The 15,829-nt window shown below is 69.1% G+C and carries 12 protein-coding genes; 5 read left to right on the top strand and 7 right to left on the bottom strand.

Features of this window, described 5'->3' with window-relative positions:
- Positions 1 to 24: 24 nt before the first annotated feature.
- Together QMO76_RS30205 and QMO76_RS30200 are read right to left on the bottom strand one after the other, a co-directional pair.
- Positions 25 to 879 (bottom strand): alpha/beta fold hydrolase, encoded by an 855-nt coding sequence (locus QMO76_RS30205; protein WP_306364744.1) that lies wholly within the window; start codon positions 877 to 879, stop codon positions 25 to 27.
- Between the two features lie 97 nt (positions 880 to 976).
- Entirely contained in the window at positions 977 to 1,582 is a 606-nt protein-coding gene (locus tag QMO76_RS30200) for an alpha/beta family hydrolase (RefSeq protein ID WP_306364743.1), read from the bottom strand.
- Between the two features lie 279 nt (positions 1,583 to 1,861).
- On the opposite strand from QMO76_RS30200, the gene QMO76_RS30195 reads away from it, so the two are divergent.
- Positions 1,862 to 3,688, top strand: a complete 1,827-nt coding sequence (locus tag QMO76_RS30195) for an acyl-CoA dehydrogenase (RefSeq protein WP_306364742.1) — start codon at positions 1,862 to 1,864, stop codon at positions 3,686 to 3,688.
- 383 nt (positions 3,689 to 4,071) lie between these two features.
- On the opposite strand, the gene QMO76_RS30190 is transcribed toward QMO76_RS30195, so the two are convergent.
- Entirely contained in the window at positions 4,072 to 5,895 is a 1,824-nt protein-coding gene (locus tag QMO76_RS30190) for a VanW family protein (RefSeq protein ID WP_306364741.1), read from the bottom strand.
- Between the two features lie 334 nt (positions 5,896 to 6,229).
- On the opposite strand from QMO76_RS30190, the gene gnd reads away from it, so the two are divergent.
- The 3 genes from gnd (at position 6,230) to QMO76_RS30175 (ending at position 9,287) form a co-directional block, all read left to right on the top strand.
- Complete coding sequence (gene gnd, locus QMO76_RS30185) at positions 6,230 to 7,258, top strand: phosphogluconate dehydrogenase (NAD(+)-dependent, decarboxylating) (protein WP_306364774.1); 1,029 nt, start codon at positions 6,230 to 6,232, stop codon at positions 7,256 to 7,258.
- A 124-nt stretch (positions 7,259 to 7,382) separates the two neighbouring features.
- Positions 7,383 to 8,543 (top strand): glycoside hydrolase family 3 N-terminal domain-containing protein, encoded by a 1,161-nt coding sequence (locus tag QMO76_RS30180; protein WP_306364740.1) that lies wholly within the window; start codon positions 7,383 to 7,385, stop codon positions 8,541 to 8,543.
- A gap of 135 nt (positions 8,544 to 8,678) precedes the next feature.
- Positions 8,679 to 9,287 (top strand): TetR/AcrR family transcriptional regulator, encoded by a 609-nt coding sequence (locus QMO76_RS30175; protein ID WP_306364739.1) that lies wholly within the window; start codon positions 8,679 to 8,681, stop codon positions 9,285 to 9,287.
- Positions 9,288 to 9,584: 297 nt separating this feature from the next.
- Here the strand turns inward: QMO76_RS30175 and QMO76_RS30170 are convergent, their stop codons facing one another.
- Positions 9,585 to 10,451, bottom strand: coding sequence for a MaoC family dehydratase (locus tag QMO76_RS30170; RefSeq protein WP_306364738.1), 867 nt, complete (start codon positions 10,449 to 10,451; stop codon positions 9,585 to 9,587).
- Complete coding sequence (locus tag QMO76_RS30165; protein ID WP_306364737.1) at positions 10,451 to 11,809, bottom strand: 3-oxoacyl-ACP reductase; 1,359 nt, start codon at positions 11,807 to 11,809, stop codon at positions 10,451 to 10,453. The genes QMO76_RS30170 and QMO76_RS30165 overlap by 1 nt, the downstream gene beginning before the upstream one ends.
- Positions 11,810 to 11,971: 162 nt before the next feature.
- Here QMO76_RS30165 and QMO76_RS30160 point away from each other — a divergent pair, with 162 nt between their 5' ends.
- On the top strand, positions 11,972 to 13,294 hold the full coding sequence (locus tag QMO76_RS30160) for an acetyl-CoA C-acetyltransferase (protein WP_306364736.1): 1,323 nt from the start codon (positions 11,972 to 11,974) through the stop codon (positions 13,292 to 13,294).
- Between the two features lie 557 nt (positions 13,295 to 13,851).
- On the opposite strand, the gene QMO76_RS30155 is transcribed toward QMO76_RS30160, so the two are convergent.
- Entirely contained in the window at positions 13,852 to 15,183 is a 1,332-nt protein-coding gene (locus tag QMO76_RS30155) for an ADP-ribosylglycohydrolase family protein (RefSeq protein WP_306364735.1), read from the bottom strand.
- Entirely contained in the window at positions 15,180 to 15,626 is a 447-nt protein-coding gene (locus QMO76_RS30150; protein WP_306364734.1) for a hypothetical protein, read from the bottom strand. The genes QMO76_RS30155 and QMO76_RS30150 overlap by 4 nt, the downstream gene beginning before the upstream one ends.
- Between the last annotated feature and the right edge of the window lie 203 nt (positions 15,627 to 15,829).

Below are 15,829 nucleotides of genomic sequence, written 5' to 3'. Positions count from 1 at the left end.
AGATGGATCGGACTCGTGCCGAGCCTACGGTTTCGCGGGTGACCAATTCGCATATTCGCCCGTACCCGAAATGAATTCACCGGCGGGCGGCAGCAGCAGCGCGATATCCGGGTCGTGGCTCAGTCCGGGGATCTCCACATGCCGGGCATCGGGCAGCACATCGGTGATCGCCCGCGCCCCGGTCCGCAGCAGCGCGCCGCTGCGGCCGCCGGAGAGCACCAGCGTGGGCACGGTGACACCGGCCCAGTCGGCGGGCCGCAGCGCGGTGCCGCGCATGAAGGGGGCCATGACCGCCCAGTCGTGCGCGGTCGACGGCGCGGTGGCCGTCAGCTTCTTCCAGAAGCCTGTCAGCCGCATGGCGGCGACGAACATGCGCGGCACCCCCATCGCCTTGACCATGTAGTACCGCACGGTCTTGCCGCGCTGGTCGGCCGCGATCAGTTCGTGCAGCTTCTTGTCCAGGCCCGCGGGCGGAACGTGATGATCCCGGGTGACCACGACCGGCGGCTCGAAGGCCACCACACCGTTGATGCCGGGCGCCCGACCGGAATTCGCCGCCCGCAGCGCCAGCACCGCGCCCGAGGACCAGCCGAACAGGGTCGCACTGCCGCCGACCGCATCCAACAGCGCGATGAGGTCGTTGATCTCGTTCTCGACGTTGTAGATCCCCGGCACGTCGCTGCTGTCACCACGGCCCCGCCGGTCGTAGTTGATCACGGTGAGCCCGTATTCGTCGGCCAGCCGCCGCGCCAGTTCCACCATCTTCGGGAATTCGCGATAGCCGAACGCGCCGCCGATCAGGACCACCGTGCCCGCGTCACCGCCCACGTACCGATCGAATGCGAGGGTGATTCCGGCGGGCGTGGTGATGGTCTCCACGGATCATTCCTTTCTTCCGGCTCGCGCACCTGCGTGCGGCGAATACCGATGGGGACGGCGGTACGGTCCGAAATTCATCGGCGCACCGGGACCGGGGCTAGCCTGCCGCGGTCCAGCGGCGCAGCCAGTGGGCGACGGTCTCGGCGATCTCGTCGAAACCCGCGCGATAGGAGTGTGCCTGCCCGGCGATGACGCGCACTTCGGCGGCGTCGGCGGGTTCCGGGATACCGAAGGGATCGCGAGCGCCGTTCACCACGACCACCTCGATATCCCCGGGGGCGAGCAGTTCCTCGCGCCGTGATTTCTCCGGCTTGCCCGGCGGGTGCAGCGGGAACGACAGCGCGACCACACCGCGCGCCCCGACCGCGTGGGCGGTGCGGCAGGCCACCCGCGCGCCATTGCTGCGGCCGCCCTGGATCAGGGGGATCTTCGCGAACTTCTTGCGCAGGGCGGCGATGATCTCCACCCAGGCCGCATCCTGCACGGCCGCCGATCCGGGTGCGCGGCGTCCCGCCACCCGGTAGGGCTGGGTCACCAGGGCCACCGCACCGCCAAGCCCGAGCGCCCGGTCGCGCACGGCGAGCAGGTCTTTCGCATCCGTCCCGCCGCCGGATCCGTGGGTCAGCACCAGCAGGAAGGCCGCCTTGCGGGCGGGTCGGGCGATCTCCACCTCGGCCGTTCCGGCACTCGTCTCGATGCGCATGAACGCACGGTATCCACCGGATCGGGCGACCCGGGCGCGCCACACCCCGCCGGGCCGCCCGGCAATTGCCACGGTGTCCGATCTGCACGGTTTCAGCAACCCGCGTGCTTCTCGTCACATTGCGCCGAGATGTTCTTGGCGACGGCCTTACCCGTGGGTAACATGGCGCATAAGTTACCCGCTAGTAGCCTGCCTTTACGCTGTCTAGCCGGAGGACCGACGGGCGGGAACGGCAAGCACCGAACCGCACCCATCTCAATGGAGAGTGAGTACACGGCCATGGGTCACTACAAGAGCAATGTTCGCGACCTCGAGTTCAACCTCTTCGAGGTGCTCGGCATCGGCAGCCTCCTGGACGGCGGCGCCTACGGTGATCTCGACACCGAGACCGTGAAGGAAATGCTGGCGGAGGTCCGCCGCCTCGCCGAGGGCCCGCTCGCGGAGTCCTTCGCCGACGCCGACCGCAACCCGCCGACCTTCGATCCGGCCACCCACACGGTCACCCTGCCGGAGTCCTTCAAGAAGTCCTACAAGGCGCTCGAGGACGGCGGCTGGTCCAAGGTTCCGGTGCGCGAGGAGCTCGGCGGCCTCGGCGCCCCGAGCGTCATCGGCTGGGCGCTGGGCGAAATGATCCTCGGCGCCAACCCCGCGGCCCAGATGTACGCCGCCGGCGCCGGTTTCGCGCAGGTCTTCTACAACAACGGCACCGACGAGCAGAAGAAGTGGGCGCAGGTCATCGCCGACCGCAACTGGGGCGCCACCATGGTGCTGACCGAGCCGGACGCCGGTTCGGACGTCGGCGCGGGCCGCACCAAGGCCGTGCAGCAGGAGGACGGCTCCTGGCACATCGAGGGCGTCAAGCGCTTCATCACCTCGGGTGACTCCGACGACCTGTTCGAGAACATCATGCACCTGGTGCTGGCCCGCCCCGAGGGCGCGGGACCGGGCACCAAGGGCCTGTCGCTGTTCTACGTGCCGAAGTACCACTTCGACTTCGAGACCCAGACCCTGGGTGAGCGCAACGGCGTGTTCGTCACCAATGTCGAGCACAAGATGGGCATCAAGGTCTCGGCCACCTGTGAGGTCACCTTCGGCGGCCACGGCGTGCCCGCCAAGGGCTGGCTGGTCGGCGAGGTGCACAACGGCATCGCGCAGATGTTCGACGTCATCGAGAACGCCCGCATGATGGTCGGCACCAAGGCCATCGCCACCCTGTCGACCGGTTACCTGAATGCCCTCGAGTACGCCAAGACTCGTGTGCAGGGCGCCGACCTGACCCAGATGACCGACAAGACCGCGCCGCGCGTCACCATCACCCACCACCCGGACGTGCGTCGTTCGCTGGCCATGCAGAAGGCGTACGCCGAGGGCCTGCGCGCCGTGTACCTGTACACCGCCGCGCACCAGAACGCCGATATCGCCGAGCTGGTCTCGGGCGCCGACAAGGATCTGGCCTTCCGCGTCAACGACCTGCTGCTGCCCATCGTCAAGGGTGTCGGCTCCGAGCGCGCCTACCAGTACCTGACCGAATCGCTGCAGACCTTCGGTGGCTCCGGCTTCCTGCAGGACTACCCGATCGAGCAGTACATCCGCGACGCCAAGATCGACTCGCTGTACGAGGGCACCACCGCCATCCAGGCGCAGGACTTCTTCTTCCGCAAGATCGCCCGCGATCGCGGTGTGGCGCTGGCCCACGTGGCCGGTCAGGTGCAGAAGTTCATCGAGCGCGAGGGCGGCAACGGCCGCCTGAAGGCCGAGCGCAAGCTGCTCGCCACCGCCCTCGAGGATGTGCAGGCCATGGCCGCCACCCTGACCGGGCACCTGATGGGCGCCCAGCAGGACCCCAAGGAGCTGTACAAGGTCGGCCTGGGTTCGGTGCGCTTCCTGCTCGCCGTGGGTGACCTGCTCATCGGCTGGCAGCTGCTGGCGCAGGCCGAGGTCGCCATCAAGGCTCTCGACGGCGGCTCGACCGAGCCCTTCTACCAGGGCAAGGTGGCCACCGCGCAGTTCTTCGCCCGCAATGTCCTGCCGGAGCTGACCTCCGTCCGCACCGTCCTGTCGAACCTCGACAACGACATCATGGAACTGGACGAAGCCGCCTTCTGAGCTGGTCCCGCCGCTCCGGGTATTCAGCGCACGGCTGAGTGCCGTCGACCGCCGTGCACGCGTGCCGGCGGTCGGGAGCGGAACTGATTTCGGGCGTACCCGGCGAGTTACCCCGGACCTCACGAAATCAGTCGTCACCCTGGGTGATCCACGAATTCCATACCGGAAACACTGCGGCCCGGCGATCCCGGGCCGCAGTGCTGTGTCGGGGCCGCAGTGCTGTGTGGCCCGGCCACGTTGTCCAGGCGGCCAACGGCATGTGTCGGTTCGGTTTCGTGAGGTTACAACTCACATCGGTTCTCCACAGTTGTGCATCGGGTTATCCACAGTTGGTGGATAACCCGATGGTGTTGTGCCGGGGAGAGTTTCGGCCGGAGGGAGGTTTACCGGTCCGAGTCTTCGCCTGAGTCCGCGTTCGAGTCCGCGTCCGAATCCTCGCCCGAATCCTCGCCCGGCGCTACGCACTTGACGACCGGGATGGGGTCGTACTTCACCGTGCGGGTGTGGCGGGAGATCTCCGCGCCGGTGCGGTAGTCGCGGATGACACGGGTGTCGGAGGTGGTGAAACCGGGAGCGCCGTCGGTGGCGATGCAGTCGTCGCCCTTGGGGAGGGTGATGGTGGTCGGCTCGGTTTCCTTGGTGCGCGGGCCCGGGATGGATTCCACGTCAACGGTTTTGGTGCTCCACAGGCGCACGGTCACGGTGGAGCTGTCGGCGGTGGCCTCGATGAAGACGCCGTGCGGGGTGTTGTTGCGGAATTGCAGGTCGATCGCACCGTCGAAGACCGTGGCCTCGCGGGCGGCCGGATAGCGCGAGATGTAGTAGCTGTGCTCGGTATGCCCCGCATCCTCCATACCGGCGAAGTAGGCGGCGTTGTAGAGCGTAGTGGCGAATTGGCTGATGCCGCCGCCGACCGCGGTGCTGGGGCGGCCCTTGTCGATGATGCCGGACTCCACATAGCCCTCGGCCGCGCCGCGCGGACCGGTGAAACCGTTGAGCGAGAAGGTATCTCCGGGCAGCACGATCGCCCCGTTCACCTTGGCGGCCACGGTGCGGATATTGACGCCCGACGGACCGGTGAACCCGCCGGTGGTGAACGAGCCCACCACCTCGACCAGTCCCAGCTTCTCGGCGGCCTCGGTGGTCAGCGCGGGCTGCACCGGCTCGTACACCACCGCGGCGGAGCGCTCGCCGGTCGCGCTCACCAGCCCCGGCAGTGCCTCGAGCGTTCTCGGCCAGGAGATCTTGTCACCCACCACGGCGGGCACCAGGGTGAGTCGGTCGTTGCCGGCGGGGGTGAAGGTGGCGTCCTTCGGCTCCACCTCGGTCGGCGCCAGCTGCGGTGCGAGCACGGCGATCGCGGCGTCGTTGTCGTAGCCGAGGGCCAAGCCGCCGTGACCGTCGGGGGTGAAGCGCAGCACGCCCGCGAGCTGCGCCGGTTCCAGGGTCCCGTTTCCGCCCTTGCCGGTGAAGGTCACCGCCGATCGCATGGCGGGTTCGGCGAGAGTGCTCACCGCGGTGTCCACACCCTGCTGGGTCACCTCCGCGGGGGTCGAGATCACCGGCAGATCCAGGACGCCGCCGTCGGCCCAGTGCGTGAGCAGCGCGGTGCGGGCGGCCGGTGCGTCCAGTACCCGACCGGGTACCGGATACACCGGCACGGGTCTGGCGTCCTCGAAACGCACGGTGCCCTCGACCGGCTGGCGATCGAGGGCGCGCAGCTCCTGTACCTGCCGGTCCAGCGCCGCGTCGTCGACATCGGCGACCGGGGACACCGTGCGATCGGTGAACAGCGACGCCAGCCGGACGAACGGGTTGAGCGGCTGACCGCCGATCCGGTCCCAGGTGGCGTTCCAGTCCACCCCCAGCCCGGCATTGGCGGGCACGATATCCACGCTCTCGTCGCCGACACGGACGGTCAGCGGTTGGGTGGCCCGGCTGTTCAGCTCCAGTTCCAGGGCGGACTGCGCGGCGGCACGGTCCATGCCGCCGATGTCGATGCCCGCCACCTGCACCCCGCGCGGCACCTCGCCGGAGGACATCGCCCAGTCCGCGGCGTAGGCGATACCGGACAGCGCCATCAGCACACCGGCTGCGATTCCGGCGCGGCGGGCGGTGGCCGAGTTCAGCAACCGCGTACCGGGCTCGGGCTCCGGGACGGTATTCCGAGTCGGCGTGTGGCGACCGGTACTGGATCCGCTGGTCACGAACCACCCTCCCGATGGTCGGAGAAAAGGGCACCCGCACGCGCGAGTTCACCGCACACCATAGTGGGAGACACCGGCATCCGACGATTCCCTGGCCAACAGCAAACCCTGTGCAACAGGTCACTGAACAAGCGAAGAGCCCCGTGCGGTTGCCGGGTCGGGGGTCTGGCAACAGCACGGAGCCACCCTCTCTATCGAGCCCCGTCAGCGTGCGTTACACCCCTCGCACGGGAATCCCGGAAAAAACTCGAAACCGGCGAGCGGGACAATCGAGGAGGTTGCTACCGCAGCGCTCGGCGTAGCCGAGGATCGAGACGACTCGAGGGAGATGAGTATGCAGCTGGGAATGATCGGCCTGGGCCGGATGGGCGCCAATATCGTGCGCCGCATCGCCGCCGCCGGGCACACCGCGGTGGGGTACGACCGCGACAGCCCGCTGATCGACGAACTCGGCGCGGAACTCGGCGACCGCTTCTCCGGCACCACCGATCTGCCGAAGTTCGTGGCCATGCTCGAGACCCCCCGCGTGGTCTGGGTGATGATCCCGGCCGGGGCCACCGGCGCGGTCATCGACCAGCTCGCCGATCTGCTCGAACCCGGCGACATCGTCATCGACGGCGGCAACAGCCGCTACCACGAGGACATCGCACGGGCGGAAGCGCTGCGGCCCAAGGGCATTCACTACCTGGACATCGGCACCTCGGGCGGCGTCTTCGGCCGTGACCGCGGCTTCTGCCTGATGATCGGCGGCGAGGCCGAACAGGTGGAATACCTCGAACCGCTGCTGAAATCCATCGCGCCCGGGGTCGAGGCCGCGCCGCGCACCCCCGGCCGCACCGGCGAACCGTCACCCGCCGAGCAGGGCTATCTGCACTGCGGCCCGGCGGGCGCGGGCCACTTCGTGAAGATGGTGCACAACGGCATCGAGTACGGGGCCATGGCCGCCTACGCCGAGGGGATGAACATCCTGCACAAGGCCAATGTGGGCAAGCACCTCGACACCGAGCACTCCGCCGAGGTGACCCCGCTCGAACATCCCGAGCACTACCGCTACGACATCGACATCCCCGAGGTCACCGAGGTATGGCGGCGCGGTTCGGTGGTCGCCTCCTGGCTGCTCGACCTCACCGCGGCCGAACTGCACGCCGACCCGAATCTGGACTCCTTCGGCGGTCGCGTCTCCGACTCCGGTGAGGGCCGCTGGACCCTCGACGCCGCCATCGACGAGGGAGTGCCCGCGCCCGTGCTCGCCGCCGCGCTCTTCCAGCGCTTCTCCTCGCGCGGTGAATCGCTCTACGCCGACAAGGTGCTCTCCGCCATGCGCCAGGCGTTCGGCGGGCACCATGAGCTGCCCGGGGCATAGCCGCCGCGCACATGGCCGCGGTCATACCGGCCGCCCCGCCGCTCGGGTCGACTCGGGGCGCGTCGGTGGCCGCCGCGCCCGGAGTCGGGTGGGCGGCCGCGCCGGTGGCGGCTACGGTCGGGGCATGCGCATCTTCCCCGGGATCGTGCTCGCCATGGCCGCGGTAATGCTGACCGCCTGCTCCGGCGGCGGCGAGACGACCGCCGACCGGACCTCCACCACCACCGGTTCCAGCGACACCACCACCGGAGCGACCAGCACTGTGGCGCAACAGGATTGCGCCGCGGGCTATCTGGCGCAGTTCACGCTGCGACAGAAGCTGGCACAGCTGATCACCGTGGGCGTCACCGATGCCGCGGACGCGGAGAACGTGGTGCGCACCGAAGGAGTGGGCGGCATCTTCGTGGGCGGCTGGACCGACAAGGCGCTGCTGGCCCAGAACCAGATCGACGCGGTGCTGGCGGCGTCGCGCACCCCGCTCATGGTGACCGTCGACGAGGAGGGCGGCCGGGTGTCGCGGCTGCGCGACCTCATCGGCTCGGCTCCGTCGGCGCGGGTGGTCGCGCAGACCATGAGCGTGGACGAGTACTACCGGCTCAGCCTGGAGCGCGGCCGGAAGATGAAGGCACTCGGCATCACCGTGGACTTCGCGCCCGATGTGGACGTGAGCAACCAGCCCGACGACTCGGTGATCGGCGACCGGTCCTACTCCGACGATCCCCAGGTGGTCACGGAGTACGCCGCCGCCTTCATCCGCGCCATGAACGAGGCCGGGGTCGGCACGGTCATGAAGCACTTCCCGGGGCACGGCGCGGGCTCGGGCGATTCGCACACCGGCGCGGTGCGCACGCCGCCGCTGGCGCAGCTGCGGGACCGCGACCTGGTGCCGTTCCGGGGGCTGGTCGAATCCGGGGCGGCGGTCATGATCGGCCATCTCGACGTGCCGGGTCTCACCACCCCGGATGTGCCCGCGAGCATCAGTCCGGAGGTGATGGCGCTGCTGCGCACGGGTACCGGCTACGGTGCGGCACCCTTCGACGGCGTGATCTTCACCGATGATCTCGGCGGCATGGCGGCCATCACCAGTCGGATGTCGATCGCGGAGGCGGTGGAATCCGCCCTGGTCGCGGGGGCGGACAATGCTCTGTGGATTACCACGGACGCGGTGACGAGCGTGCTCGACCGGCTCGAGCAGGCCGTCGCCAGCGGCCGCCTGCCGGGTAGCCAGGTGGATGCCTCGGTACTTCGCATGGCAAAGTTCAAGGGCACTGGGCCGCGCTGCTGACGTCTCGACGACTCCGACCGGGAAGCCCTTGTCGACGCTGCACGGTGCGTATCGCGAGCGAATCTTCCGCAATGTTGAGCTCGCGAAACTTACCATGGAGTAAGATAAGGGTTTCGACATGTCCTAGGAGTGTGGATGGCAGGCGGAACGAAGCGGCTACCCCGGGCGGTTCGTGAGCAGCAGATGCTGGACGCCGCCGTTACGGTGTTCTCGCACAAGGGCTATCACGACACCTCCATGGACGCGATCGCGGCCGAGGCCAAGATCTCCAAGCCCATGCTGTACCTGTACTACGGCTCCAAGGACGAACTGTTCCGCGCCTGCATCCACCGCGAGAGCATGCGCTTCATCGAGGCCGTGGCGGTGGCGGGCAACCCCAAGCTGACCCCGCACGAACAGTTGCGAGCGGGCCTCGAGGCCTTCCTGTCCTACGTCGACAACAATCGGCTGTCCTGGCAGGTGCTCTACCGGCAGGCGCTGAACCAGCAGCCGTTCGCGCCGGACATCATCAACAGCCGTGACCGGATCATCGAACTCACCGCCAAACTGCTGGAATCCAGCGCCAAATACGCGGAGCCGGGCACCAATTTCGAGATCGTGTCCGTCGCGGTGATCGGCGCGGGCGAGGCCATCGCCGACCGGGTCGCCAGCGGCGAGGTGGAGGTCCGGCAGGCCGTCGACCTGCTGGACAACCTGGCCTGGCGCGGCCTGGCCGGCCGCAAACCCGAACCGGCCGCCGAGTAGCGAGCTCCCGCCGGGGGAGTGCGGATTCGACGAGTGTGCCGAGCCCCTCGCGGGGACCGTGATGCGAGCGCATCCGCCTCGGATCGGGGGCGGGCGGCGCTCGGGGATGGCCGAACCGGCGACCAGCGCGAGTGTGATCGGGGTAGGAAAGCGCAGAGCCGCGCACCGTGTCGCCGAACCGGATGTCGATACCCCTGCGAGCCGACATTCGGTTGGGCACGGTGCGCGGCTCCGGTCCCCCTGGTCCGGGGTCGAGCTTCGCGCGGGGCGGTCGAGGAGATCCGACCGCCCGGCAACTCAACGCAGCGTAGCCGTCAGGTGCGGATACCCCTTCTTCGGGTGGCGCAAGGCCAGGTCCCAGCCGCCCTCCACCTGGTCGGCGTAGACGTTCACCGTGGACGGCAGGAAGATCGGCTTGCCGAACTTCACGTCGTAGGTGGCCTCGGCGGGCACCCGGCCCTCGATATTGGCGAGCACGTTCGCCGCCGACCACATGCCGTGGGCGATGGGCTTCGGGAAGCCGAAAGCCTTGGCCCCCAGCGCCGAGGTGTGGATGGGATTGTGGTCGCCGGACGCCGCGGCGTAGCGGTTGATCATCTGCTGATCCACCCGGGTGGTGCGCATGGGCGGCGGCGGCACCTCATCGGGCTTCGGCTCGGGCTTGGGTCCGCCGGAGAGCGAAGTGCGCTGCTGGTGCAGGAAGGTGGTGACCTGCCGCCACACCTGCTCACGGCCGACGCTCACCTCGGTGACGGCGTCCACCAGCAGACCCTTGGGGTGCTCGCGCAGATTCTCGATATGGGTCTGGAAGTCCAGCGGCTCCGACACCGAGATGTCGCGGGTGCGCTCGATCAGGTTCTGCGCGTGCACCGCGCCCACCGCGACGAACGGGAAGTCGCGGGCCACCACCAGCTGCATGGCCAGCGGGAAGCTCAGGATGAACGGGTAGGTCAGCGGCAGGGCGTCGCCGAAGCGCAGGCCGGTGGCCCGGCAGTACGCCGACAGGTGATCGGGATCGACCTGCAGCCCCTGCAACTTCACCACCCGGTCGGGCAGTGTGGACGGGCGGTTCGAAAGTCCCGGCACCGGAATTGCTCCCAGCGCCGCCTTGACGAAAAGGCTGCTGTTCTTGGGGGTTTCGGTGAGCGTGATGGTCTCGGTCATCATGCTCCGATCAGGGCCTGGCCGCAGACGCGAACCACATTGCCGCTCACCGCGTTCGAGGCGGGGGAGGCGAAGTAGGCGATGGTCTCGGCCACGTCCACGGTCTGGCCGCCCTGCAGCAGGGACGACAGCAGTCGGCCCGCCTCGCGGGTGCCGAGCGGAATCGCGGCGGTCATGGCGGTCTCGATGAAGCCCGGGGCCACCGCGTTGATGGTGATGCCCTTCTCCGCCAGCTTCGGGGCCTCGGCGTTCACCATGCCGATGACACCGGCCTTGGAAGTGCCGTAATTGGTCTGGCCGCGGTTGCCCGCGATACCGGCGATGGAGGACACGTCGATCACGCGGCCGCCCTCCTTGAGCGCGCCCTTGGCCACCAGACCCTCGGTAATGCGGTGCGGGGCGGCAAGATTCACATTGACGACCGAGTTCCAGCGGCCGGAGTCCATATTGGCGAGCAGCTTGTCGCGGGTGATACCGGCGTTGTGCACGATGATGTCGACGCCGCCGAAGCGCTCGGTGGCGAACTCGGCGATCTTCTCGGCGGCGTCCGGGGAGGTGACGTCGAGGGCGAGCGCGGTGCCGCCGACCTTGTTGGCGGTCTCGGCCAGCGCCTCGCCGGCGGCGGGGATGTCGGCCACGATCACGGTCGCGCCGTCCCGCGCGAACACCTCGGCGATGGTCGCGCCGATACCGCGGGCGGCGCCGGTGACCACGGCGACCTTGCCGTCCAGGGGCTTGTCCCAGGAGGCGGGTGCGGTGGAATCGTCCTTGCCGACGCGGAAGACCTGACCGTCGACGAAGGCCGACTTGGCCGAGAGGATGAAGCGCAGGGTGGACTCCAGCCCGGTGGCGGCGGCCGCGGCCTCCGGGTGCAGATACACCAGGTTGCAGGTGGCGCCGCGCAGCAGCTCCTTGCCGACGGAGCGGGTGAAGCCCTCGAGCGCGCGCTGGGCGATCTGCTCGTCCACGGACGCGGACAGCTCGGGGGTGGTGCCGACCACCAGCACGCGGCCGGACGGGGCGATGCTGCGCATGGCGGGCTGGAAGAACTCGTACAGCTGCTCGAGCTCCTCGATGGTGCGGATGCCGGTGGCGTCGAAGACCAGCGCACCGAACTTCACGCCCGGCGACACCGAATCGACGAAGGTGTAGTCCGAGAGCAGGTTCCGCACCGCGTCGGCGACGCGACCCTTGCCGCCGACGAGCACCGGGCCCGGCAGCGCGGGCTCACCGGCACGGTAGCGGCGCAGGGCCTCCGGCTGCGGCAGACCCAGCTTGCTCGCCAGGAACGCGCCGGGGGCGGAGTGGATGAACGATCCGTACAGGTTGGGAGCGCCCTTGCTCTTGCTGGCAGCCACTGGTTCCTACCTTCTCTTCTCGTCGGTGCCCGGAAGCGATGTCGCGCACATGGGCGGGGTACGGTGTCGACAATGAACTTACTCCAGAGTAAGTTTAATGTAAACCAGGCCCGATCCCACCGACCGGGCATGCCGGACCCCGACGAGACACTGGAGACTCGAGTGACCACCAAAGCCCGTTCGGCGAAGGCCGCGGCCAAGAACACCAAGCAGGCGCGCCCCGTCGCCATCCTCGGCGGCAACCGCATTCCGTTCGCCCGCTCCGACGGCAAGTACGCGCACGCCTCCAACCAGGATATGTTCACCGCGGCGCTGGACGGACTGGTCGCCCGCTACGGCCTGCAGGGCGAGCGGCTGGGCATGGTCGTCGGCGGCGCGGTGCTCAAGCGCGTCGGCGAGCACGGCATGATCCGGGAGAGCGTGCTCGGCTCCACCCTGTCCCCCTACACCCCCGCCCACGACCTGCAGCTCGCCTGCGGCACCGGCCTCCAGTCCATCGTGACCGTCGGCGACGGCATCGCGCTGGGCCGCATCGAGTCCGGCATCGGCGGCGGCACCGACACCACCTCCGACGCGCCGATCGGCGTGAGCGAGTCCATGCGCGAATGGATGCTCGACGCCAACCGGGCCCGCAAGAACTCCGACTACGTGAAGCTGGTCGGCCGCCTGCGCCCGTCCATGGTCGGCATCGAGATTCCGCGCAACGCCGAACCGCGCACCGGGCTGTCCATGGGTGAGCACGCCGCCATCACCGCCAAGGAGTTCGGCATCGCCCGCGAGGCGCAGGACGAACTGGCCTACCTGTCGCACAAGAACATGGCGGCCGCCTACGACCGCGGCTTCTTCGACGACCTGGTCACGCCGTTCCTCGGACTGACCCGCGACGACAACCTGCGGCCCGGATCGACCGTCGAGAAGCTGTCCACCCTGAAGCCGGTCTTCGGCGTGAAGCTGGGTGACGCCACCATGACCGCGGGCAACTCCACCCCGCTCACCGACGGCGCGTCCGCGGTGCTGCTGGGTTCCGAGGAGTGGGCCGCGGCGCACAACCTGAAGCCCCTTGCCTACCTGGTGGATTCGGAGGTCGCGGCCGTCGACTACATCCACGGGCCGGACGGTCTGCTCATGGCCCCCACCTACGCGGTGCCGCGCATGCTGGCACGCAACGGGCTGAAGCTGCAGGACTTCGACTACTACGAGATCCACGAGGCGTTCGCCTCCGTGGTGCTCGCCACCCTCCAGGCGTGGGAGTCGGACCAGTACTGCAAGGAGCGGCTGGGCCTGGACGGTGCGCTGGGGCCGATCGACCGTTCCAAGCTCAACGTGAACGGCTCTTCGCTGGCGGCGGGCCACCCGTTCGCCGCGACCGGCGGGCGCATCATCGCGCAGACCGCCAAGCTGCTGGCGGAGAAGGGCGGGGGCCGGGCGCTCGTCTCCATCTGCGCGGCGGGCGGCCAAGGCGTGGTCGCGATCGTCGAGCGGTAGCCGGATCTCGAGTTTCGCGGGCGGCCCCGGTTCGGATGAACCCGGGCCGCCCGTCACCTATGCGGGGCCTGGTGCCGCGGTGCGGGATTCGAGATTGCCCGAGCGATCCGGATTCGAGATCGCTCGAGCAGTTCGGGGTCGAAGCCGCTCGGGCGGTCCGGGATCGCGGCCGCCGGGGTCATCCGAGATCGCGGGGCACTCGGGCAATTCCGGGTCGAAACCGCTCGGGCAGTTCGGGATCGCGGCCGCCAGGAAATCCGGATTCGAGGTTGCTCGGGCAGTTCGGGTCGAAGTCGCGCGGGCGGTCCGGGATCGCGGCCGCCGGGGTCATCCGAGATCGCGGGGCACTCGGGCAGTTCGGGTCGAAGCCGCGCGGGCCGTCCGGAACGTCCGGACGATCCGAGATCGCGGGCCGCTCGGGCAATTCCGGGTCGGAGCCGCGCGGGCGGGATCGGTGTCGGATCGGGGTGTGCTGCGCTCGGGCAGTCTGCGCCGGGGGCGCAGGGTGGGCAGGCGCAGCCGGTGCGGGGGCCGGGCGCTGTCGGCGGTGGCTGGGGTCAGCGGGGCAGGAGGGTGAGGGTGCGGGTGGCGAGGTCGGTGATGTGGGGGTCGCAGTAACCGGCTACGGAGCTGTGGACGCGGTCCTGGAGGGGCGTGGTCCAGTGGGTGGGGATGGCGTTCGCGCCGGTGAGGATGCCCGCTACCGAGCCCGCGGTGGCGGTGGTGGAGTCGGTGTCCCAGCCGCCCTGCACGGTGAGGGCGATGGTGCGGGTGAAATCACCTTCACCCCAGAGCAATCCGGCGGTGATCAGGCAGGCGTTGCCGATGGCGTGCACCCAGTTGTAGTGGCCGTGCCGGGCGTGGATGGCGGCCACGGCCTGATTCCAGGACAGGTCGCGGGCACGGTCGTCGAACACCTCCGCCAGCGCCACGGCTAGGCGGGAGCGCGGTGGGACGACGCCCTGCGCGACGGCCAGGGCGGTCTCGGCATCGGCGGCGGTGAAGGCGGCGGCGGTGAGCGCGGCGGCCCAGCTCGCGGCCCAGACGCCGTTGCCGGTATGCGACAGCGAGGCGTCGCGGGCGGCCAGCGCGGCGGCGCGGGCCGGTTCGCCGGGGCAGACGTAGCCGTAGATGTCGGCGCGGATCAGCGCGCCTATCCACTCGCGGTAGGGATTTCGGTGGGTGGCGGTATCGGGCGGGACATAACCGTCGATGAGGTTGCGGTAGGCGACGCGTTCGGCGGTGTAGGTCTGCAGGAACGGGAGGTGTTCCAGCCACAGCGCGGCCACGTCGTCGGCGGTGAACTCGGTGCCGTGCCGTTCGATCAGGTGCAGGCCGAGAATGGTGTAGTCGATGTCGTCGTCACGCGGGCAGCCCGCGATATTGCCGAGCGTGGATTCCCGCCAGGTCCAATGCAATTCGTAGCCGTCCGGCATCGGCTCCCGCGCCGGGACGTAGTCGCGCAGCGGATATCGGCCGATCGGCTCCAGATAGTCGCGGATCTGCCTGGGCGTCCAGACGAATCCGTTCTCCAGCGGTTTGCCGAGCGTGCAGCCCACACAGCGGCCCAGCCACCCGCCGCGTACCCGATCCGACAGCTCGGTGACCGGCACCGCGGGTGTGGGCGCGGCCGCCGCGGGCTCCGGCTCGAGCGGGTCACCCCACTCGGTGTACGGCCAGTCCGGCACCCGCTCGGCGGCCTCGATGCGGTCCAGCAGCCGCCAGCAGGCCGCCGGGACCGGCCGCTGGGTGTCGGTGAGTTCGAGCATCTCCTGCTCGAACTCGTCCACCGCCCAACCGGATTCGTGTCGCTGATGCCATTCGTAGTGGAGCAGGGCGCGCGGATCGGCCTCGTGGTGACCGAAGAACGCGGTCTGGATCGGATTCACAGCACCGCCTTCGCGGCGGCCAGCACCTCCGACAGCAGCGGCAGTGATTCATCGCGCTGGGGCGCGCGCGCCCACCAGCGGCCCTCGTGGGTGTGCCGCCCGAAACCGGTCGGCAGGATGACATTGCTGCGGTGCGGTCCGATATCCACGCTGTTGCGCTCCAACTGTTCGATGCATTCCACCGTGGGGTACCCATCGAAGACCGCGAGGAACGTCCGGCGCGGCGGTTTCTCGCGCACCAGCACCGGGCCGGGGACGCCGCGCACCGTCAGTTCACCGAGTATCAACGCCCCCAACGGTTCCGGGGTGTTCAACGCCGCGACGGTGTCGACGAGGGGTAGCACCACGAACCCCGGCGTGGTGACGTGGACATGCGGCAGGCCGAACAGGGAGCGGTACACATGCGCCCAGTCCTGCGGGGTGGTCAGTTCCTCCAACCGCACTATCCACACACCTCGATGCTCGAAATACTCCCGCGACGACGGCATTGTCGATCGTCGGTGCGAGGCCGACGAATCCAGTGAAGACCCCGCCCCGTCCGGTCGCCACGGGTTTGGGTGAATCGTTCGCAAACAGTGTTCGATCTGCGGCTAGTTCGTACCGACCGGTGCGCATGCGCGAACGCACCGGTAACACCCGGAACACG

This window comes from Nocardia sp. CC227C, assembly GCF_030767025.1.
In the GTDB taxonomy this organism is placed as follows: Bacteria; Actinomycetota; Actinomycetes; order Mycobacteriales; family Mycobacteriaceae; genus Nocardia.
The sequence above is the reverse complement of the archived record's forward strand: the minus strand, read 5'-3'. Positions and strand labels throughout refer to the sequence as shown.

What these genes read in the sequence shown, in the direction of transcription:
- QMO76_RS30175 (WP_306364739.1), top strand. Translation starts at nt 8,679, where the DNA reads ATGGCAGGCGGAACGAAGCGGCTACCCCGGGCGGTTCGTGAGCAGCAG.
- QMO76_RS30200 (WP_306364743.1), bottom strand. Translation starts at nt 1,582, where the DNA reads ATGCGCATCGAGACGAGTGCCGGAACGGCCGAGGTGGAGATCGCCCGA.
- gnd (WP_306364774.1), top strand. Translation starts at nt 6,230, where the DNA reads ATGCAGCTGGGAATGATCGGCCTGGGCCGGATGGGCGCCAATATCGTG.
- QMO76_RS30180 (WP_306364740.1), top strand. Translation starts at nt 7,383, where the DNA reads ATGCGCATCTTCCCCGGGATCGTGCTCGCCATGGCCGCGGTAATGCTG.
- QMO76_RS30195 (WP_306364742.1), top strand. Translation starts at nt 1,862, where the DNA reads ATGGGTCACTACAAGAGCAATGTTCGCGACCTCGAGTTCAACCTCTTC.
- QMO76_RS30170 (WP_306364738.1), bottom strand. Translation starts at nt 10,451, where the DNA reads ATGACCGAGACCATCACGCTCACCGAAACCCCCAAGAACAGCAGCCTT.